The sequence below is a fragment of the Pontibacter sp. GD7 genome, from assembly GCF_058216375.1.
The window spans coordinates 40117-63251 of sequence record NZ_JBYZMP010000014.1 but is presented as its reverse complement, the minus strand read 5'-3'; the positions used below and the strand labels follow the sequence as shown (position 1 = coordinate 63251).

Genomic DNA, 23135 nt, shown 5'->3' with positions numbered 1-23135 from the left:
TTGTGGTTAATTGGCAGTATATGGCGAAAGATAAAAAAGCGAACCGACTCAAAAACGAGAGCAGCCCTTACCTGTTGCAGCACGCTCACAACCCCGTGGACTGGTACCCATGGGGAGATGAAGCTTTAAACCGTGCCAGGGAAGAAGACAAGCCCATTATTGTAAGCATCGGCTACGCCGCCTGCCATTGGTGCCATGTAATGGAGCGCCAGTCGTTTGAGAATCCCAGAATTGCGGAAGTGATGAACCAGCACTTTGTGTGCATTAAAGTGGACAGAGAGGAAAGGCCCGATGTGGATGCTGTTTACATGGACGCCTTACACGCCATGGGCTTACATGGCGGGTGGCCGCTAAACGTATTCCTGACGCCTGAAGCCAAGCCTTTTTATGGAGGCACTTATTTTCAGCCGCAGCAATGGCTGAACCTGCTGCGAAACATCGCCGCTGCCTATGCCCAGAACCGCCAGGAACTAGACGCGTCAGCAGAGCAGTTTGCAACCCACTTAAACAGGGACAACTCCCAGCTATTTGGTTTGAATGGCTCCGAATTTCAGGCAAAGGAAGAGGAGTTTGAAAAAATGTACCGGGCTTTCAGCTCACGCTTTGACAAAAAACACGGCGGTTTCTCGCCTGCCCCGAAATTTCCGATGCCGGTCAATTACCTCTGGCTGCTGCGCTACATCCATCACACACAAGACAAACAAGCCCTGAAACACCTTAACCTAACGCTCACTGAAATGGCCTATGGCGGCATCTACGACCAGATAGGTGGTGGCTTTGCCCGGTATTCTGTAGACGAGGAGTGGCTGGTACCGCACTTTGAGAAAATGCTTTACGACAACGGGCAGCTTATCTCCTTATATGCAGAAGCCTATCAGGCCACCCGGGATTCACTTTACCATGACACCGTTTACGAAACTATCGCATTTGTGGAGCGTGAGCTTATGAGTCCGGAAGGCGGGTTCTATTCTTCGCTGGATGCCGACAGTGAAGGTGTTGAAGGCAAATTTTATACTTTCACGAAAGACGAACTGCACCAGATCTTAGGGCCAGAAGAGCCTTTGTTTTCAAAATACTACCATGCAACGGCGGCAGGCAACTTTGAGCACGGGTACAACATCCTTCACCGCCGTATCAGTGACGAAGCCTTTGCCGAAGAGAATGAACTAGAGCTGGAAGTGCTGCAAGACATGGTGCAGAACTGGAAAGAAAGGTTAATGCAAGTCCGCTCTGAACGTGTAAGGCCTGCCCTGGATGATAAGATCCTCTGCTCCTGGAATGCCCTGATGCTGAAGGGCCTTGCAGATGCCTATTATACTTTTGGGAACAAGCACTTCCTGAGCCTTGCCCTGAAAAATGCCGATTTTATACTTCAGCATCTTTACAAGGATGGCAGGTTATTTCATAACTATAAAAACGGCAAGGCCAGCATACAGGGCTTTTTGGAAGATTATGCCCTTCTGATCTCAGCGCTTGTACGGTTGTATGAGGTAACATTTAACGAGGATTGGCTGGTGAAGGCAAAAGAACTGACGGATTATACTTTAACCAATTTCTTTGATAAAGGCGAAGGCATGTTTTACTTTACCGATGAGCAGGCCGAAAAACTGATTGCGCGCAAAAAAGAACTGCTCGATAACGTTATCCCATCCTCGAACTCTGTTATGGCTATAAACCTGCACCAGCTGGGTTTATACTTTGACGAGCAGCGCTATACCGAGTTATCATCTGATATGCTAGCCAGGATGAAGGACCTAATGCTGAAGGAGCCTACAAACCTAAGCAACTGGGCCATTCTACACTATTATAAACTGGCCCAAACTGCCGAGGTGGCCATTGTTGGTCCGGAAGCCCCGGAAATGCGCGCTGAGATCAGTGCTTTTTACCTGCCTAACATTCTTCTGGCAGGCACAGACAAAAGCAGCTCTCTTCCACTACTGAAAAACCGTGAAGCCATTGGCGGCAAAACCACTGTTTACGTGTGTTACAACAAGACCTGCCAGTTACCTGTTCATACTGCCGCAGAAGCCCTGGAGCAGCTTAAAGACAAACAGGAGAACGAGAAGTTTCCGGCACTTTAAACAGCGTGTTTTTTCGTTGTTCGTTGCTGGTTATTGGTTAATCGGTGTTGTAGAGACGCAATATTTTGCGTCTTGCTGGCTACCAGGTAAATTGTTGTTATTGGTTGTTGGTTATTCGTTATTCTATAATAGAGACACAACACCATGCGTCTTTGTGGCTATATCGTTAAGTCGCTGTGAGGGCTGATGGGTAATCCCTTTTATCGTGGTATACTTATACAGTGATTGCTGAAGCGGACGATACCGCAGTGTTGCTTGCAAGACGCAAAATATTGCGTCTCTACGATTCTAGCAATGATTCTAACAACCAACAACAATTAAGTAATTCAACAACTCAACAATTCCCCGCTTTTTCCGACCTTTGTAAAAGCACTTATACTTCACCCTTTGTCTGAACTACTTGATTTTAATTATCCGCCTGAGCAATCTTCGGAGCGTGTCACGTTTTTTGCAGATGTGATACTGCCCTTACCGTTGCCGAAGCTTTATACTTACCGCATCCCGTTCGAGATGAACGATGAGGTGTCGGTGGGTGCGCGGGTAATTGTGCAGTTCGGGGCAAAAAAGGTACTCAGCTGCATTGTGGCCGAGATACATCAGAATGCCCCTGCAGACTACCAGGCAAAGTATATCCTGGATGTGCTCGATGATAAACCTATTATCACAACACCTCAGCTTAAGCTGTTTAAGTGGATCGCGGATTACTACATGTGCACCCTTGGCGAGGTTATAAATGCCGCATTGCCCTCTGCCCTAAAGCTGAGCAGTGAATCCAGGATACAGCTGCACCCGCACTACAACCCCGAGGAGGATGAGCTTATACTTGCCCCACAGGAGGAGAAGATCATTTACGCACTGCAGCAAAACCAGGCGCTTACGTTTACAGATGTTGGTAACCTGCTGCAGCTAAAGAGCTATCATAAGTTCATCAAGTCGCTTATCCAAAAAGAGGCGATCATTATTTATGAGCAGGTAAGCGACAAGTTCTCGCCGAAGGTGGTGAAAAAGGTGCGTATTTCGGAGCCTTTTGTGCAGGACGAGGGTATGCTAGAGGAACTGTTTAACCAGTTGGCTTCGCAGCCCAAGCAGCTCGACGTACTGCTGAACTACCTGCAAAAGGTACCGGTGCACCAGGACATCCACCTGAACTATAAAGGTATCGAGAAAAGCGACCTCACCAACTCTCCTCACCTATCGGCCTCGTCTGTGAACACGCTCATTAAAAAAGGTGTGCTGGAGCAATTTGACCAGATCATTTCACGGTTCCCCGTGGAGCATGGCCACAAACTGCTGCCCATGAAGCTATCGGAGCACCAGGCAAAGGCGAAGGATGAGATACTGGGGCAGTTTAAAGAGAAAGACACGGTACTGCTGCACGGCGTTACGGGTAGTGGTAAAACCGAGGTATACATTGACCTGATAAAGCATGCGTTGGACAGTGGCGGACAGGTTTTATACTTGTTGCCTGAAATTGCCCTTACAGCCCAGATCGTGCAGCGTTTGATGAAGGTGTTTGGCGACAAGCTGGGTGTTTACCACTCTAAATTTTCGGATAACGAGCGTGCCGAAGTATGGCAAGGTATACTTTCTGGCCGTTTTCAGGTGGTGGTGGGTGTACGCTCTTCTGTGTTCCTGCCTTTCCACGACCTTTCGTTGATAATTATAGACGAGGAGCATGAGGCCAGCTATAAGCAATACGACCCAGCCCCGCGCTACAATGCCCGCGAAACAGCCCTGATGATGGCGCACTTGCAGGGTGCTAAAACCTTGCTGGGCTCTGCCACGCCATCCGTAGAAACCTACTACAACTGCAAAACCGGCCGTTGGGGACTTGTAGAGATGACCAAGCGATTTGGTGATGCGCAGCTACCCGAAATAGAACTGGTAAACACCCGCGAAGAGCAGTTGCGCAAGACCATGCACAGCCACTTTTCGGGCAAACTGCTAACGGCCATTGAGCAAAGGCTGAAACGCGATGAGCAGGTTATACTTTTCCAGAATCGCCGTGGCTATGCCCCTTTTATCAGTTGCGACGAGTGCAGTTGGATACCAAAATGTAAGCACTGCGCGGTAAGTTTATCATACCACAAGTATAACAATGAGCTGCGCTGTCACTATTGCGGTTACCATGAGCGCATGCCCCACGATTGCCCGGCTTGTGGCGCCACCACGCTTAAAAGCATGGGATTTGGCACTGAGAAGGTGGAAGACGAGCTAAAGCTGCTGTTATCAGATGCCAACATACAGCGCATGGACCTGGACACGACCAAGAAAAAGAACAGCTATCAGCAAATTATAGCTGACTTTGAGAGTGGCAAAACCAATGTGTTGGTGGGTACTCAAATGGTAACCAAAGGCCTGGACTTTGAGCATGTGAGCCTGGTAGGTATACTTAACGCCGATACCATTATCAATTTCCCGGATTTCAGGGCACATGAGCGGGCGTACCAACTGTTTGTGCAGGTAAGTGGGCGTGCAGGCCGTAAAGAAAAGCCAGGTGCTGTTATCATCCAGACCCGCGACCCGCAACAGCCTATCTTCATGAAAGTGCGCCACAACGATTACCAGAGTCTTTACCAGCACGAGATAGAGGAACGCATGCGCTTTGGCTACCCGCCGTTTGTGCGTATGATCAAGGTAACAGTGAAGCATGCTGATGACCGCACATCGGAGAATGCAGCCATTGTGCTGGCAAAGGATTTAACCGACAGGCTAGGAAAACAACAGGTGCTGGGGCCTGAAGTGCCCTACATTTTCAAGATCCGGAACCTATTCCTGAACGAAATTCACATTAAACTGCCCCGCGAAACTACCAACCTGCGTGCCGCCAAAGGCCAGATCGCTCAGGCTATTTTCAACCTGAAGCTCTTGCCAGACTTTAAGGACGTACGCATCGTGGCCGATGTGGACCCGGTTTAATACGTAAATCCCATTCGGTTTTACCCGATCAAGCACCATTCTTCCGAGAGCAATATTAGCTTTAACACAATTTTAACATCTCTTCAAGCAACCTTACAGAGGTAGCAGCCATCCTTATTATACAGCAGATCTAAAAGGAGTTATGTAGAGAAGGTTAACTCTTCCGACGAGAAGTCAGAATTTAGACTAAAGCTGTTACGCTGTATGGCAGTTTAGCCCGGCGTAATATTGTCGATCACGTTACCGGCCCTGGCATGCTGCGTTGCCCTTAGCCGGTTTGCCTGCTACCATAATTATTATTACCTGATCAAAAAAAGAAGACACAACTATGAAAAAATTATTGAAATCCGCTTTTATACTAGCTCTTTATACTTTTACATTAACAGCAGTTGCCAATGGTCCTGAAAAGGGATGTGGTAACGGTGAAGAAGGCCAAACATTTACCCAATTGCTTGATAACTACAGTCTGCGCCTTTGGGAAATAGAATTGAGTCCGGAGCAGTTTGCCAATGTGCATGCACACCCTGGGCAAAAAGCCTACGCAGCCACCGACGGGGTTTTAGAAATAACTACACCGGAGGGCAAAACTGAAACAATACAGGTAAAGGCCGGGGATTTGATCTGGACAGAAGCCACCACCTATAAAACTGTTAACGCTGGCTCAAAGAATTTTAAGGCAATAGTATTTGAAGATAAAGCCGACCAGATACAGCCTCAAAAAAATTTTTATTCTTTTTCCAAATAATTAACAACCACAGCCATACCACTGCCGTATAAATAAATACCTTTGGCTAAAAGTTGAAAACCTGAAAGTCCGATTTAACACATTAGATCGACTTTCAGGTTTTTCCTTTTTATACGTGTCTGTCTTGCCAATCAGGCGTCTTTCTTCTTTTTAAGTAAGATAAACAGGTAGATGATCCCGAAGACCAGGAACACAACCAGTAAGAACACATCCATAGAGCTATAGTTGCCCTGAATAATTTTAAAGGCATTGAGTGCTGCAAAAACAAAGCAGACAATGGTCATGACGATGCGGTAGGGCCGGCGATTTTGCATAAAGTATAAAAGTATAGATAAGTACTTAAGACGAAGGATTGTTTTTTCCCTTCCAGATAAGGTAAAGGTAAAAAAGAGCCAGGAAGATAAAGGCACCTACGTAAAATAAATCCTGCCACGCATAATTGCCAGGCCCACGTAACAACTCTTTAATTTTAAGCGCTGCTAACACGAAGCATGAGCTGACAAGGGCTAATCTAACGTATACATTTCTTCTCATACAGTAGGTTTATACTTCCTAATATAGGCAAATTATACTTTCCTGATTCAGCTGGCCAGGTAAAGCGTTACAAAAAGCGTGATAAGTGCGCTGCCCAGTAAGTTTAGGAGCAGACCAGTGCGGACCATGGTGCCAATAGGCACTTGCTTGCTGCCGTACACGATGGCATTGGGAGGTGTGGCTACTGGCAGCATAAAGGCAAAGCTACAGGCAATTACCACGCCCAGAACCGGGTACAACAACGGCACATCTATCTCGTGCAGCACACCAATAATGATAGGCACAAAAGTGATAGCAATTGCCGTATTCGAGCTTACCTCCGTCAGGAAAAGTACCAGTAACACAAGTATAAAGATCAGCCACAGTTGTTGCGACGGGTCGATAAGTGTAGTGATTCCCCTGCCAATAATATCAGCCAAACCCGACGAAACCACCAACTGCCCCAGCGCCATGCCGCCCCCGAAAAGCAGAATAGTGTCCCAGTCAATTTTAAGCAGGTCTTCGGATGTAATGGTACCCTGCCCTTCGTTTTCCTGGCCCGGCGGTATAAGGAACAGCAATAAGGCAGCCAAAACAGCAACCGTGCTTTCTGCAAAGTAGGTGTTCATGAACGTATAAGCCTCTTCAAAACCAAACAGGTTAAGAAAGCCTGGAGTTACCCAAAGTATAACAGCGAGCGTAAACACACCCATAGTTACCAGTTCGCCTTTCTTCAGTTTTTCCTTGCGGCTAAGTTGCTCCTGCACATAATCTTTTACCAATTGCTGGTTGTAGTTGCTCCTGCTCAAAAAATAACGCATGTACAGCAGCATGCAGCCATACATGGTAAGGGCTATCGGCATCGCCATCAGCATCCATTGCAGAAAGTCGATGCGGATGCCTTGCTGGGCCAGGTAATTAACCCCGATGAGGTTTGGTGGTGAGCCGATAATAGTGCTGATACCACCGATGGAGGCACTGTAAGCAATACCAAGCAAAAAGTAGATAGCAGCGGTTTTGCTCCCACCCTCCTGCTGGCAGACCAACTGCGTAACCCCCATGGTTAAGGGCAACAGCATGGCCACCGTTACCGAATTGCTTACCCACATCGAGAGTACAAACGACACCATCGAGAACCCCAGAAATAACCGGAAGAGGCTTTGCTGGAAGAAAGGCTGCGAAAGTATGAATAAGGCGATACGCTTGTCCAGGCCGTGGCGTGTCATGGAGCGGGCCAGCAGAAAGCTCCCGATAAACAGTAGTATGATCGGGTGCCCCAGGTTCTGGAAAGCCGTTTCGATCTGGGCCACGCCTACCATTACAGCCAGCAACACCCCTAAAAAGGCCGTCATGGAGAGTGGTATCACTTCTGTCATCCAGAACACTAGGCAGAAGACCATAATCGTAGCCACCACCCGCGCCTCGTAAGGCAAGCCGCTTGCCAACAGCCACACAAGTATAGCCAGTGCTGGTGCCAATAGTAAGCCAACGTTTCTGCGGGATAGCTGCATAGGTGTTATGGTGCTTTTCAGGTTAGCTTAAAGATAGTAAAGTATGGATATGAAAGTATAGGTATTGGAAGGTTTGTTTACTTTGGGTTGGTCTTCGAATAAAATACAGGAGATCTTGAGTGATCAGGATTTACTGGGTTAGATAGGGTTAAGACAACCTTCTTTTAGTCTTACTATATTAAGCCATCCTTTCGCCTCGCCAGCTGGGCCTTACTTTTCTCCTTGATGAGAAAAGTAAGCAAAAGAATCAAGACGATTTTGTTTGTCGAGGGCCCCTACCCCCACTCGCTGAACGCTCAAACAAAAAATCGTCGATGGTGCACATGGCTAAGGCCCATCCGTTAGAGGGAAAGTATAAACACACCCCTGCACCCCTCTCTTTAAAAGAGGGCCCCTACCCCCAGAGGGGAATCTCTGCTGTTGCTTAACCGAGGTTTTAAATTTCATTGCCAATGTCATTCCTCGGACAGGTCGCGAGAGCCGCTAGCCAAGAAGTGTCATTCCCAGTCCTTGGATTGAGCGCCTTCTAGGTTTCCGGTGACGAGCTCCAGCGAGGCAGCCCGAGGTACGAGGGCAGGAAAGATAGACAGCGCGATGGCCAAGGACGAGGCCTCCCGGCCTTGAGGGCACCAAAGCCATAGATAAAACTTTAGATAAGCAAGATTGAGGATTCACAGTTGCTAGGAAGGATACCCAAAAACAGAATCCAGACAAACAAAAAAGGCTGCTGCAACAAATCCGTTACAGCAGCCTTTTAAATAAGAACATAAACCTTATGCCAGGTAACGCTCCCGAATTATTCTGAGATGGTGGATCTCATGGCCAAGTATGGTATACCCAATTGCCCTAACGCTAACCTCCAGGCCATTGCTAGAACCTTTCTGGTCCAGCGCCTCCTGGTCAAAGCTTTTGTACAGTTCGATAGTGGCAGTTCTTACGGCAGTGTACTCGGCAAGTATAGAGTTAATGTCGCGGGCATCGGCTTTAGAGGGTGCCACGTACTTGTTTTCATCGAACCCCGGAAGCTCTGTTTTATCCTGGCGTGCAAAGCGCAGGGCGCGGTAGGAGAAGATCCGCTCCGCATCCAGCATGTGTACCAAAAGCTCTTTAATGCTCCACTTTTCGGGGGCATAGCGGTGCAGCAATTGCTCTTCTGTCAGCCCCTGCATCAATCCTGCAATAAATGAGTAGCTTGCAGTTAACCCCTCGATAAGGTCATCGGCTTTCGCCTCTTTTATATAGTTCCCAACATAGCCGGTGTATTCTTCCGGTGCAGGGTAAGATATGATCGTATCCATTTTATACTTTGGTTTTTATACCGCGAAGGTAATACATTTTAGGCAGCTAAGTAGCTATAAAATAAAAGTGCCGCAACTTGTTCGGCTGCGGCATTTTGCAAAATATGGTTTTTACTGTCCTACTACAAAAACGGCATTGCCAAACAGTAGCTTTCCGCTTTGCCAGAATCCTCGGAACAATGGGTTATCGGCTAAGTATACCACCTGCCCGCGGCCCATACTCTGTGTGCCAAGTATAAGCGCATCCTGTAGCTTTTTCCTGATATCGGCGCCTACAAAACCGGTGGCATAGTTATTCTTTTTCAACACTCCTACGTTCCAGCCATCTTCCATAAACTGGAAAGTATCCGCTGAGCGAACCAGGGCAAAATAAGTGTCGTTGTAGCCAAAGGCAAGCGGGTGCGTCTTATCCAGATCTACCCTGAATACACTGCCCTGCACTTCTTCACGCAAAGCTTCGCGCTCTCTGTCGGCATAAGTGCGAAGCCTGGCGTAAGGGTCTTCTTTATCCTTCTTATCTTTCTTATCCTTATCTTCTTCCTCTTTGGCATCTTTCTTTTTCAGGCTGAAGTCTTTTTTACCAGCCAGGAACCCGGCTGCACTCTCCATGGCAATCAGTTTACCACCGCCACGCACCCAACTTTTTACCTGCTCCAGTGTTTTCTCGTCCAGCACTTTGTTGTAGTTGCCTGTCGGCAGAATCAGTACATCAAACTCGTGCAGTGGCACGTTGGCAAAGTATGAGGTATTTAGAACCGTAACCGGATACCCGATCTGCTGCTCAAAGTAATGCCATACTTCCCCGAAGCCATACGGAGAAATCCCCTCCCCGGACATTACAGCCACTTTAGGCATTTTAAGGTAACGCACATTTCCGGACCCGAAGTCGGCGCCGCTGCTAACGAAGCCAGTGCCTGTTGCACTCAGCTCAACGTCATACTTACCTGCCTGCTCACGAACAGTGGCGTCCAGCTTATCGCCAAGGCGCTCGTTACCTGTACGCGTGATGATCAGGGTGCCTGCCTCATACTTTTGCCCTTCCGTTTCGAAAGGTTTTTCGGCCATGCGCACCTTTACGTCCTGCTTCATCAGTTCTGTCAGGAAACGTAGGTCGTTCAGGCTGTTCCATCGGGCCAGGTAGGCGTATGGTTTAGCAATATTTATACTTTGTGCAGATATGGTGGTTGGTTTAGTGCCGTTTGCATCTACTTTGTTTTTAACTGCATAAGCCTGCACGCCATAGGCATAAGGCAACGCCCAGGATGTAATGTCATAAGTCAGAGAGTCCTCGAGGTTGGCCCTTGGCTCGAACAGCACTTTTACCAACGTTGATTTTGGCTGGTACATACTCACTACCAGGTCATTCTGGCCCAACCTTATACTTTCCTCCTTGCCGGTGCTATAGTTAAAACCTTTGGCTGAGGTGTTTTTGCCCACATAGCCATACTTTATGCCTTGATTATCAAGATAAGTTGTCAGCGCTTTGATGTTGCCTGCGCTTCTGTCTTCATTCTTTATCACGAAAGCCTTGTACTCACCGGCCGGCTTTTTCAGGTTATTTTCATGATACTTTGCAAACTCCTGCTTCAGCTGAGCGGCTTTATCCGATGTTGCCTTGATGGTAGCCTCACTGGCAACCACGTGGTGGGCAATCCTATCTACGAGGGTAAGCGTATCGCCGTCCTGCTTTTTATAGGCCAGCCCTGCGCGTCCGGAGCCTCCCTGCTCATATGTCATGCCGATGGCGCCGTTAAAGGTTGGCCACGTATCGCCGTAGCTAGGGTAAAACAGGTCGAAGTTTTCGCGGGTAAAGTATAGCCAGTTGTTCTTGTCGAAGTACTGGCGGTTGTAGTCGCCGATGGTGTTCTGGAACTGGCGCTGCCAGGGTGTGATGTCCTCATGGAAAGGTTTTGCCGCAGGCGAGAAATAATACGGAGACTCTGGCCCCATCTCATGAAAATCGGCATGTACCTGTGGCAACCAGCTATTATACTCCTTCAGGCGCTGCTTCGATTCGATCTGTGTTTGCCAGGCCCAATCGCGGTTAAGGTCGAAGTAATAGTGGTTTGGCCTGCCACCCGGCCATGGCTCCCAGTGCTCCCAGGCATACGGCGATGGATTGCCGCCCTGGTTTGCCGCCTGCTTGTACCACTGCACATAACGTTCACGGCCATCAGGGTTTACGCAAGGGTCAAGTATAACCACCGCATTTTGCAGCCACAGTTTTGCCTGTGAGTTAGTTGGGTTAACCAGGTCATAAAGCACCTGCATCACAGCCTCAGAACTTACCGACTCGTTGCCGTGTATGTTGTAACTAAGCCATACTATAGCAGGCTGGTTACCCTGTACCTGCCCGTTCTGCACTCCTGCCAGGCGCAGGTTATTCTCCCTGATCTGCTCCAGCCTGGGCAGGTTTTCTTCGGATGCCACGTAGGCCAGCAGCAAAGGGCGCCCTTCGTAAGTACGGCCATACTCCTGCACTTTCATGCGGTTTGGTGCCTGTGCAGCAAGGTAGCTGACGTAGTCTACAATGCGGGCATGGGTAGTAAATTGCTTGCCTAATTTATAGCCCAGGAACTGCTCCGGTGTCTTAATGGCCTGCTGCGCAAAAGCCACCTGCACACTTAGCAACACATAGGCAAAAGCGAATATCCGCTTTAAGGAATGTATCATATTGATCTGTTTGAATTACAAATTACAATCTGAAAATAAAAGTTGGAATAGACAAATATAGCATGAAACCCGCTTAACCCATTGCTTTTCATGAGCAGATCTCACCAGACAGTTGTTGCAGTTTTTTTCGGTATGCATGCAGATAAAAAGAAAAAAACGCGTACTTTTGCATTCACAATTTCTTCCTGCCCTGTCAGGCCAGGTACAGAAAAGCACCGACCACAGCATCTAATTCAAGACAAACTTATCGCTATAAAGAATTTAGCCGATGCCAGGCTTAAAACGGCATATTTAATCAGAAACTAAATTAACTAAACTTACATTCAGACCCGGGGCTTTGCTCCGGGTTTTGTTTTTATACTTACTGTGCTTTGCACGTATGAGTATACATGCAGCAAATCGCAAGAAACGTAGTATTTATACTTGCCAGGGCAGCCACAGCCCTCACCGATTTTGCCGTGCTGTTTTTGGCTGTTGGGTTTATACTTAGCAGCTTCCCGCTCAACTGTGGCTTTGCCCAGAGTAACGCTCCGGACTCTGTTGAAGTTTTTATAACTTCCAATGGCGTGCACACTGACATTATTGTGCCAGTGGTTACACCCTTTATTGACTGGCGCACAAAGATTCCCTTACACCATTTTGGCAACGTGGATAGCAGTTATGCCTACATTGGCTTTGGCTGGGGCGACCGGCGCTTTTACATGGAAACGCCTGAATGGAGTGATCTTAAACCGGGAGTTGCGCTCTCTTCTGCACTATGGCCTACGCCCACAGCCATGCACGTAGAATACATCAAAAACAAACTTAAACCAAACAGGCACCAGCGCCCCATAATGGTTTCGGCAGAACAGTACCAGCGCCTGATCACCTACATCAACAAATCTTTTCAGAAACAGTACGGCGAGTACATGCACATCAGCGGCTCCGGCTACACCCACAAAGACACTTTTTACGAGGCCAACGGCAAGTTTTACCTTTTCAAAAACTGCAACAACTGGGTAAACCAGGGCTTAAAAGCCATGGATGTAAAAACCGCCATCTGGGCTCCCTTTCCTTATGCCATTATGCGGCACCTACGGTAATATTAAAGTATAACTGCTCCTTTCATTAAGGACTCACATCAAATTTTATACTCTGAAGCTGTTTAGGGTCTTGGCTAAAAGAAATCGAACCCGCCATTGTTGGTGTTTTTCACCAACAATTTAAGGCACTGGCTATTATACTTGCTGGTGATAACACGCAGCAAGGGCAGGCTAAGGATTTTAATAAACTCTAAACAGGCTCTCTGTAATTCCCCATTCCTGAGTCAGTTTAATGCGCTAATCTGGCTTATACTTTACTTATCTGAAAATTGGTGGTGTTAATTAATTAAATATTACAGATTGTGCATATATTAAGGCTCTAAACTTCATAACTAATCTAAAATCATATACTTATGCGAACCCATGCTAAGCTGTTACGCTTGCTCGTGCTGTTGTGCTTCTGCTTCAGTGCATCGGCAAGTATAGCCCAAACTATAAACCAGGACTCACTTTACATCCGGCAGAACTACGAAAAAGCAGAGTACCAGATACCAATGCGCGACGGCAAAAAGCTGTTTACGGTAGTATACTCACCTAAGAATAAGGGTAAAAAGTATCCGATCCTGATGAACCGTACGCCTTACTCAGTTGGCCCGTATGGTGAGGGGTATAAAACCAGCCTCGGACCGAGCACTACCTTAATGCGCGACGGCTATATTTTTGTTTACCAAGATGTACGTGGCACCTATATGTCGGAGGGTGAGTTTGTAAACATGACCCCACACATTGCCAACAAAAAGGGCAAGCAGGACATCGACGAAAGCACAGACACCTACGATACTGTAGACTGGCTGATCAGGAAACTGGATAACGATAACGGACGTGTGGGACAATGGGGCATCTCCTACCCTGGCTTTTACGCTGCTGCCGGACTCATGAGCAACCACCCTGCGCTTAAGGCAGTTTCGCCGCAGGCACCTATCGCCGACTGGTTCTGGGACGATTTCCACCACAACGGAGCTACTTTCCTGCCACATGCCTTTAACTTTCTGGCAAGTTTTGGCCTGCCACGGCCCGAGCCCACCACCAAACGCAACCCACGCTTCGACCACGGCACCCCGGATGGTTATGAGTTCTTTTTAAGAATGGGTCCGTTAAAAAATGCTAACGACAAATACTATAAGAATCAGGTTGCTTTCTGGAATGATATGGTAGAGCACCCGAATTACGATAAGTTCTGGCAGGACCGAAACATACTTCCTCATCTTAAAAACGTGAAACATGCCGCCGTGATGACTGTGGGAGGCTGGTATGATGCCGAGGATCTTTACGGCCCACTGAAGATTTACCAGACTCTGGAGAAAAACAACCCGAAACTGACAAACATGATCGTGATGGGGCCCTGGGTTCATGGCGGTTGGGCACGCACCGACGGATCAAGCCTGGGTAATGTGTCATTCGGGCAGAAGAACTCTCCCTGGTACCAGCAGGAGGTTGAGGCAAAGTTCTTTAACCATTACCTGAAAAGTGATGCTAAAACGGCAGTAAAATTACCTGAGGCTATCATGTTTGAGGGAGGTAATAACAAATGGCGTGAGTTTGAAGTATGGCCGCCAAAAGATGCACAGGAACGCACTTTATACTTGCACGCCAATGGTAAACTAAGCTTTAACGAGCCCTCAGATAAAGAGGCCCCTTTCTCCGACTTCATCAGCGACCCAAACAAACCTGTACCTTTTACAGAGGCAATCGCCACCGGCATGACCCGTGAGTACATGACCGACGACCAGCGCTTTGCCAGCCGCAGACCCGATGTGCTGACCTTCCAGACGGATGTATTGACGGAGGACATTACACTGGCTGGCGAGATATTGGCACAGCTTAAAGTGGCTACCACCGGTACAGATGCCGACTGGGTTGTAAAGCTGATTGACGTATACCCTGACACTGCCCGTGCTACAGCACACCAGCCCAAAAAGCCAATGGGTGGTTACCAGGCCATGGTACGCAGCGAGGTGTTCCGAGGCCGTTTCCGGAACAGCTTCGAAAAGCCTGAGCCATTTACGCCGAACCAGGTAACACCTGTAAACGTGGAGTTGCAGGATGTGCTTTATACTTTCAAGAAAGGCCACCGCATTATGGTACAGATCCAAAGCACCTGGTTCCCGTTAGTTGACCGCAACCCGCAAAAGTATGTAGACAATATCTTTAAAGCCAATGAGGAGGATTTTATCAAAGCTACTCATAAAGTATACCACTCGCCACAGCAGCCAACCAGCTTAAAGGTAAAAGTGCTGCAACCCTTACTATAGCAAAAGTATAAAAGCAAAAGAGCCAGGTAAAATACCTGGCTCTTTCAGCTTTAAACCCTAATTAGTTTATTCTATTGTTTTAATAATTTAAAGTGATTCGTTACACTTCCCATGCGGGTAGTGATGAAGTATACTCCCTGTGGCAGGTTAGTTTCCAGAAGCAGTTGCTCTGCGTTCACACCTTTTTCAACCAGTATGGATTTCTTGATCAGCTGCTTGCCCACAGAGTTTGACAGGATTATTTCCATTGTTCCGTCCTGCTCTGCTTCGATGTTCATCTCGATCTTGTTCACAAACGGGTTAGGGTAAACTACGATCTTGTTGGTCACACTGCCAAAGTCTACCATTTTAGGCCCGAAGAACTCAACCTGGCCACTGTGGTCCATCTGCTTGAGCCTGTAGTAACGGGTACCATGTTTACCGTTCTCCGTATCTACATACTTGTAAACCTGCTTCAGACTGGAGTTACCGTTCTTCGTGGCTACAAAATCGAGCTTTCTGTACTCCTTGCCATCCGCTGATACCTGCACCTCAAAGCCCATGTTATCCTTCTCCATCGCCGTAGCCCATTCCAGCACCACATTGTAGCCCTGCTTTTGGGCTGTCAGGTAGATGATCTCTACTGGGAGTGGGGTGACTGCTGAGTTGTCCATTACTACATCTGGCAAGCAGATTCCACTTGGGGTTCTGATGTAACACTGCACAAACAAGTTCGATGCTGGATTCGGAATAGTGATCTTATTGTTTGGATAGTTGGTTGTAGCAAATAGCGTCTTATTTGTTTCACTTGTGCCAGTATACCATTCATATTTAAAATTACTGTTCATCGTCACGCCCTTAGCGTTATGGTCAGAGAGTGCTGTTACCTCCCATGCCGTCATGTTAGCGTTCCAGTAGATCTGTAGATTACCATTTACCACAGGATAAGTTGTCTTAGTCACCGTAACACTACCAACATTACTGTTTCCGCAGGTTGTTGTGTTATTGGTTGCTGATACTGTATATGTGCCTTCCTGGAATGTACCGAAGCTGATAGTACCACCGGTACCAGGCTTTGTTGCCACGGTAATACCGCTAGCATTCAGCAATCTGTATGTAACGCTATTTTCCGAATTGTCCAAAGTAACTTCTGATCCAAGTGCATTAACCGGGCAGTAAGGTGGCGCTGATACGGCTTTAGCTAAAGGCAACGGATTAACAGTTAAAGGAGCACTGTTAGAAGTAACAGTTGCGGAACACACAGAGCTTGTAGTATTATTCACAACCCTAACTGAGTAACTACCTTGATTAGTCGTAGTAACATTAGAAATTGTTAATGTACTTGTTGTGGCTCCACTTGTAATTGCAAACTGACCACCATTTGAAATAGGGCTACCATCTTTAAACCATGTGAACTGCAGGTTGCTACCTGATGCAGTTATAGTATAGCTAGCTGTTCCGCCCACACAAACTGCCTGTCCACTAGTATTCAGGTTAGTGGTAATAGTAGCTGGCTGATCGATTCGGACAGTTACTGTATTTGATTTAGAATTACCTCCACATTTTGAGTTTATTCTGTACTGATCTATTGTTGAGCTAAATCTCACATAAACCTCATCTCCATTTACCAGATCTGTTGGCGGTATACTTAGAGGAAAATTATATGTATTTGAGCCATTATAAGTAGCAGTACCCAATACCTGATTACCTCTGGTACGAACAAGCTCCATTTGCAAATTAGCAATGCTCCAGTATGGGAAAGCTGAATTTAATGTTGCCGTGAATGTGATTGTACCCTCTTTACAGATTGGATTAGCAGCTAGTGAAATGGAATACTCTTCTATCTCACCGCTATACTTTCTATCTGAAATTTGTTCGCTTAACGTTGGTACACATCCATTTGTACCTGTTTTTGATGTAACAAATACGCCATAGTAGTCCATTGAAGACAGACCTGCGTCTGAAGTTATATATTGGTCATTCTTCCTGTTATTTGCTTCATTTTTATGCCACTGATAATCGAACAAAGCTGGATCAATCAAAGTACCGCCGGTCACGATTGGCTCAAAGAACCTATAGGCATACTTCTTAATTAATTCAGGGGTACCAGCAGGGAAAGGATATCCACCCTGGTTAACCGGCTTATCATTAGCAACTGGTAAGTTTGCTCTACCAGCCGGCACTAAATCCCCATTCTCATAAACAGGCCTGCCTAGGTTGTCAACTAAATAAGGATATACTATGCTTTCCACATCACGATAGATTTTAGTAGTATAGGTAACGTTATCTCCTCTACAGAAAGGCATTGGTACAGCAGTTACAACAACTGTATACTTAGACCTTTTCACTGTTACGGTTTTAGTAACACTTGTTGTACATCCACTTAGCGTAACAGTGTAGGTGATTGGCACACTTATCGTGTTGGAGCCTGCAGGTGCTGCAAGTAAGGCATTACATGGTGAGAAAGTTGTTCCAGACACCCCTGCTCCTGAGAATGTACCTCCGGTGGCATAGTTACCTACCAGATTTATACTTGGATCACCTGAATATATTACCTGTCCATCATTTACACCTGTAAAGCTTGGAGTTGGCTTAGGGTTAACTGTTACGGTAAAGGTACGTGATGTACCTGTACAGCCATTAGCTACAGGAGTTACAGTTACAGTAGCCGTTATTGAGTTTGTACTCGGGTTATTCGCTGTGTAGGCCGGAATGCCTGTCACGCCCGTGCCGCTCGTGCCGAAGCCCACATTGGCCGTCGAGGTCCAGTTGTAGGTCGTGCCTGATACCGCCCCGCCGAAGCTGATGGCCGCGCCGGCATCAGTGTGACAGTGCGTCCTGTTGGTAATGGCGTTCACCGTAGGCGTCGGGTCAACCCTCACCGTGAAGCTGGTCGGCGTGCCAGGGCAGCCGTTGGCAACCGGCGTCACCGTCACGGTGGCCGTCACCGGCGAGGCGCCCGTGTTGTTGGCCGTGTAGGCCGGGATGCCGCTGGCGCTTGTGCCACTCGTGCCGAAGCCTACGTCGGCCGTGGAACTCCAGTTGTAGGTCGTACCGTTAACCGCCCCGCCAAATGTAATAGCAGCGCCGGCCGCGCCGTGGCAGTGTGTCCTGTTGGCAATGGCGTTCACCGTAGGCGTCGGGTCAACCCTCACCGTGAAGCTGGTCGGCGTGCCCTGGCAGCCGTTGGCAACCGGCGTCACCGTCACGGTGGCCGTCACCGGCGAGGCGCCTGTGTTGTTGGCCGTGTAGGCCGGGATGCTGGTAACGCCCGTGCCGCTGGTGCCGAAGCCCACATTGGCAGTCGAGGTCCAGTTGTAGGTCGTGCCTGATACCGCCCCGCCGAAGCTGATGGCCGCGCCGGCCGCGCCGTGGCAGTGAGTCCTGCTGGCAATGGCGTTCACTGTAGGCGTAGGGTTAACGGTGATATTGAAGGATTGTACCGGACTTGTACAGCCATTGATCGTTGCAGTTACACTTACTGTAGCTGTTATTGGGCTTGTACCATTATTAGTAGCAGTATAAGCCGGAATGTTACCTTTTCCACTTGTTCCAAACCCTATATCAGCAGTTGAGGTCCAGTCGAATTCTGATCCAGGTAGAGTGCTTCCAAAGTTTATTGCTTCTCCTGCGTTTCCATTACAGTACGTTTTATTGGATACCGCATTTACAGCCGGAATTGGTTTTGTAATATAAACAACGTCATCAGAAGTTGAGCAACCATTTGTGGTTACAGTCATTGTTAAAACGGCGCTACCAATACCTGTTATGTCAACACGCTGACCATACTGCCAATCATATCCAATTGAAACATTTAATCCAGGATCCTTGCTTTTAACTGTCCATTTCACTTCTAATTTGGATTCATCACCAGACCCGCTACCTTGTCTCCAGAAAAATACAACCCCACCATTAGAACATTTTTCCTGATCAGGTCCGGCATCGGCTGTTGGGTACGGGTGTACGGTTAGTGTAACGTCCTTACTGGCATCATTACAATCTTGTATAGAGTTTTTAGCGGATAAGCGCATGGTAACTGTACCTACACCCGAAACTGTAACCTGTGTGCCGGTTGTGTTCGGGCTACTGATGTTGCTCACAGCTGCGCTTCCTGTAGTACCTGTTACACTCCAGGTTGGACTGCCGTTGGCAACTACACCACTTAAGTCGAATACAGTAGTATTACCATTACCTATACATTTTTCGGCTGGCGACGCAGATACTGACGAAACAACCGGTTGTGGGACCGTTGTCAGAGTTAGAGAGCTGTTGGCGGTTGTACAGGAAGCTGCGTTGTTGGTAGTTCTCAACGTAATGGTGCTGGAACCAGCCCCTGTAGCTGTAACAGTTGCGGTTGCCACACCTCCGTTAAATGTTGCATTTGATACAACGAAGTTGCTATTGCTCGATAACCACTGGGGTGTTCCACCTGAGTAGGTACCTGAAACTGTAAACGTAGTAGAATTGCCGGCGCCAACGCATTTTGTTGCGTTACCGCTAGTTACAACGGCCGTAGGTTGTGGCAGAACAGTTACTTTTAAAGGAGCTGATGTCTTAGAGCAATCTTCTACTAAATTAGTCACTTCAACACTATAATCTCCTGCTTCCGTAGCAGTATAGTCAAGATCAGTTGCATCAGCGATAAGAACACTATTTTTAAACCATTGATAAGTATAAGGATTCTCAGGATCCGGAGACTTATTGGCACTCATTCTCACGCTTCCGCCAGTACAGAATGTATTAGAGCCAACAACAGTTATATTAGCCTCTGTAGGTTTTTCTGCAACAATTACATTCAGTGTTTGCGATGTTTTCTGACAGCCATTCTGATTTTCCACGATAAGGTAATAGCTTCCCGAAGCCGTGGCTACATAATCCTTATCAGTAGATACCTGTGAATTGTCTTCCGCATTAAACCATTTATAGCTAAATGTATCAGAACCTGGAGATGCTGATGACACTAATACAACAGAATTGCCCTGGCAAAATTGCAGCGGACCTGTTGGAGTAATGGATACAGTAGGAAGTGGGTTTACCGTAACAGTTGCGGTTGCGCTCTGTGTACAGTTATTTGCATTCGTGTAAGTATAAGTTACTGTATAGTTACCTGCAGCAAGCCCATTCGCATTAAAAGTGGAGCCAATTACTCCCTGGCCGCTCCAGGTACCTCCTGCTGGTGAGCCGGTAAGAGCCACTGTATTATTTCCAAAGCAAACCGATTTATTATCTGCAGACACTGTCGGTAATGGGTTTACTGTTACAGTCATCGGGGCTGAGTCCGGGCTTGTGCAGCCGTTGCCGTCGGTTACCTTAACCGTGAAGGTGCCGCTGGCCGACACGTTGATGGACTGGGTGGTGGCGCCGTTGCTCCACAGCCAGGAGGTGCCACCCTGGGCCGTGAGCGTCACGGAGCCGCCCTGGCAGAAGGTAGTGTTGCCGCTGGCCTGGATCGTAGCTGTCGGTAATGGGTTTACAGTAACAGTAGTTGGGGCTGAGTCCGGGCTTGTGCAGCCGTTGCCGTCGGTTACCTTAACTGTGAAGGTGCCGCTGGCCGACACGTTGATGGACTGGGTGGTGGCGCCGTTGCTCCACAGCCAGGAGGTGCCACCCTGGGCCGTGAGCGTCACGGAGCCGCCCTGGCAGAAGGTAGTATTGCCGCTGGCCTGGATCGTAGCTGTCGGTAACTGGTTTACCGTTACCGTAACCGGCTCAAAAGGAGTGCTAGGACATTTGCCTTCATTGGTTATAACTACACTATAGTCTCCTGATGTGCTAGCTGTGTATGTTGCATTTGTAGCTCCCTGTATATCAATATTATCTTTTTTCCACTGATAAGTATAGGTACCACTCGATGGGTTGGCTACAGCAGAGAGAACGATAGAACCGCCACTACAGAATGTGGTTGGGTTACCTCCGGTGTTTACAGACGCTACTGGTACTTGAATTGCTCTCGCAGTTACAGCAACTCTTTGAGAGCTTTCACAACCTGTAACGGTGTTATAGCTTCCTACATAATATGTTTGCGTACTAAAATCATTTAAGGTTGGGGTATAAGTCTCACCTGTAAACAGTACATTGCCACTGGCATCATACCATCTGTTTGTTGCTCCGTTAGCCGGAAAGTTAGAAATAGATTTACTACTTGATAATGTAACCTGCCCAGTGCCGCATCTGGTTACATCTGTTAACAAAACAGTTGGTGAACCGGGTACAGAATTGACAACAGCTATTACTTCTACTCTACTACTCTCACATTGTGTTGTGCTGTTATAGGTAGAAGCATAGAATGAAGTAGTTGAATTCAAAGATTGGGTTGTGAAGTTTGTACCAGTCGCTAGAGGCGAACCACCGCTGGCAGCATTATACCAACGTACAACATCCCCGTTTGCACCCGCTGTAGCAGTCAGTGTAACTGTTCCGGGGCCGCAACGCTCTTCTGGTGTCGCAGATGGCACTTCAGGAATACTATTGATGGTAGCCGTTACTGGAGTTCTCGATGTACTCTCACACCCTTCTGCGCTGACCGTGGATACGTAATAGGTGTTTGTTGAGGAAAGGCTCGGTGTGGTGTAGGTCGAGGAGGTCTCCCCTGCGATAGCCGTTCCTCCAGAGGCCACCATGTACCAGCGATAAGTGCCGCCACTTGGTGTGCCGGATGCCGAAAGTGTCACACTTCCGTCACCGCAGCGTGAATTAGAATTGGTGGAAGGTGCATTAGGTATTGTATTCACCGTTGCTTTAACCTCAACCCTGGCACTCTCGCATGTGGTCGTAGTGTTGTATGTAGATGCGTAATAGGATGTTGTTGCACTCAAACTTGGAGTGATGTAGCTGTCTCCTGTTGCAATAGCAGAACCACCGGTAGGAGCACTGTACCATCTTACCAAGTCCCCATTTGCCCCTGCTGTCGCAGATAAAGTCACAGTACCTGTGCCGCATCGTGCGCCTGCCGTTACCAACGGCGTATTTGGGACAGCATTGATTGTGGCTTTAACCTCAACCCTGGCACTCTCGCATGTGGTCGTAGTGTTGTATGTAGATGCGTAATAGGATGTTGTTGCACTCAAACTTGGGGTGGTGTAGCTGTCTCCTGTTGCAATAGCAGAACCACCGGTAGGGGCACTGTACCATCTTACCAAGTCCCCATTTGCCCCTGCTGTCGCAGATAAGGAAACGGTACCTGAGCCGCAACGTGAATTAGATGTTATGGCTGGTACATTAGGAATTGTGTTAACTGCAGCTGTAACAGTTGTACGTGTACTCACACAACCAGTAGGAGCCGTCATAGCTACCGAATAATTAGTGGCAGCAGACAAGGCAGGAGTTGTATAGGTTGAGTTGGTAGCCCCGGCTATTGGGTTGTTACTTACATCGTACCACTGGTAAGCTGCGCCAGCCGGAGCTCCGGATGCTGTTAATGTTACAGATCCTGATCCGCATCGTGATGCTCCTTGTGCAGTTGGTGGTCCGATGACCACTATAGTTCCTGCGGCTTGCCAATTATAGTTGCCTCCACCAATTCTGTTACCTACTTCTACTAACACAGTCCCAATTTGCGCTAAATAACTGTTGGGAATTGCTATAGAAATTTGAGTATCAGAAGTTCTTGTAAGTAGGTTACTTGCAATTTGTACATTATTAAGCTTTGCTTCTACCTGATTACCTCCGTTTATAGTAAATCCGGTACCAGTAACAGTTACAACAAGATTTGTTTGTCCAACTGTGGCACATTTTGGTGTCATTCCTGTTACTGTCTGTGCCGACGCCACATTGGCCAACAGCATAAAAAACAGCAGGAGCAGACTTACAACCGATACTTCGTAGTACCGTGCGAAGTGTACTCCAGCAATCAATTGTGTAAAATTCTTTTTCATAAATTAGGGGTTAAAGGTTTGGGGCTAATCAGATGGTTACAGGTTTTGTATTTTTACTATCATACAAGCGTCAAAAGCTGCGTTTGCTTTACATAGGGGCATAGAATAGCTGGGTATATGGTTTTATAGCCTTAAAAAGAGCTAAACCATACATTAAAGAAGAGCAAATTGGCTTTAACCAATCCGTCAGTTAGACATACTGTATCGA

11 protein-coding genes are annotated in these 23135 nt (G+C 47.5%); 6 read left to right on the top strand and 5 right to left on the bottom strand.

Annotation, left to right across the window (positions count from 1 at the left end; all coding sequences use genetic code 11):
- Positions 1–20 precede the first annotated feature (20 nt).
- From AC4BAP_RS17435 to AC4BAP_RS17425, 3 genes are all read left to right on the top strand, one after another.
- Complete coding sequence (locus AC4BAP_RS17435; RefSeq protein WP_490583957.1) at positions 21–2081, top strand: thioredoxin domain-containing protein; 2061 nt, start codon at positions 21–23, stop codon at positions 2079–2081.
- 387 nt (positions 2082–2468) lie between these two features.
- Positions 2469–5000, top strand: a complete 2532-nt coding sequence (priA, locus tag AC4BAP_RS17430) for a replication restart helicase PriA (RefSeq protein WP_490583956.1) — start codon at positions 2469–2471, stop codon at positions 4998–5000.
- 328 nt (positions 5001–5328) lie between these two features.
- Positions 5329–5745 (top strand): hypothetical protein, encoded by a 417-nt coding sequence (locus AC4BAP_RS17425; RefSeq protein ID WP_490583955.1) that lies wholly within the window; start codon positions 5329–5331, stop codon positions 5743–5745.
- A 131-nt stretch (positions 5746–5876) separates the two neighbouring features.
- Here the strand turns inward: AC4BAP_RS17425 and AC4BAP_RS17420 are convergent, their stop codons facing one another.
- The 4 genes from AC4BAP_RS17420 to AC4BAP_RS17405 all read right to left on the bottom strand — a co-directional run bounded on the left by AC4BAP_RS17420 (position 5877) and on the right by AC4BAP_RS17405 (position 11740).
- The gene (locus tag AC4BAP_RS17420; RefSeq protein ID WP_490583954.1) at positions 5877–6059 is read right to left on the bottom strand and encodes a hypothetical protein; all 183 of its coding nucleotides are present in this window, start codon (positions 6057–6059) and stop codon (positions 5877–5879) included.
- Positions 6060–6326: 267 nt separating this feature from the next.
- Positions 6327–7769: an SLC13 family permease gene (locus AC4BAP_RS17415; protein WP_490583953.1), complete on the bottom strand. Its 1443-nt coding sequence runs from the start codon at positions 7767–7769 to the stop codon at positions 6327–6329.
- 773 nt (positions 7770–8542) lie between these two features.
- Positions 8543–9067 carry a DinB family protein gene (locus AC4BAP_RS17410; protein ID WP_490583952.1) on the bottom strand — a complete coding sequence of 175 codons (525 nt, stop codon included), beginning with the start codon at positions 9065–9067 and terminating at the stop codon, positions 8543–8545.
- 111 nt (positions 9068–9178) lie between these two features.
- Positions 9179–11740, bottom strand: coding sequence for a M14 metallopeptidase family protein (locus AC4BAP_RS17405; protein WP_490583951.1), 2562 nt, complete (start codon positions 11738–11740; stop codon positions 9179–9181).
- Between the two features lie 90 nt (positions 11741–11830).
- On the opposite strand from AC4BAP_RS17405, the gene AC4BAP_RS17400 reads away from it, so the two are divergent.
- The 3 genes from AC4BAP_RS17400 (at position 11831) to AC4BAP_RS17390 (ending at position 15074) form a co-directional block, all read left to right on the top strand.
- The gene (locus tag AC4BAP_RS17400; RefSeq protein WP_490583950.1) at positions 11831–12046 is read left to right on the top strand and encodes a hypothetical protein; all 216 of its coding nucleotides are present in this window, start codon (positions 11831–11833) and stop codon (positions 12044–12046) included.
- Between the two features lie 83 nt (positions 12047–12129).
- Positions 12130–12822 carry a TIGR02117 family protein gene (locus AC4BAP_RS17395; RefSeq protein ID WP_490583949.1) on the top strand — a complete coding sequence of 231 codons (693 nt, stop codon included), beginning with the start codon at positions 12130–12132 and terminating at the stop codon, positions 12820–12822.
- A 353-nt stretch (positions 12823–13175) separates the two neighbouring features.
- Positions 13176–15074, top strand: a complete 1899-nt coding sequence (locus AC4BAP_RS17390) for a CocE/NonD family hydrolase (RefSeq protein WP_490583948.1) — start codon at positions 13176–13178, stop codon at positions 15072–15074.
- Positions 15075–15145: 71 nt separating this feature from the next.
- Here the strand turns inward: AC4BAP_RS17390 and AC4BAP_RS17385 are convergent, their stop codons facing one another.
- A complete protein-coding gene (locus AC4BAP_RS17385) occupies positions 15146–22927 on the bottom strand; it encodes an Ig-like domain-containing protein (protein ID WP_490583947.1) in 7782 nt (2593 codons plus the stop codon).
- Positions 22928–23135: the final 208 nt, after the last annotated feature.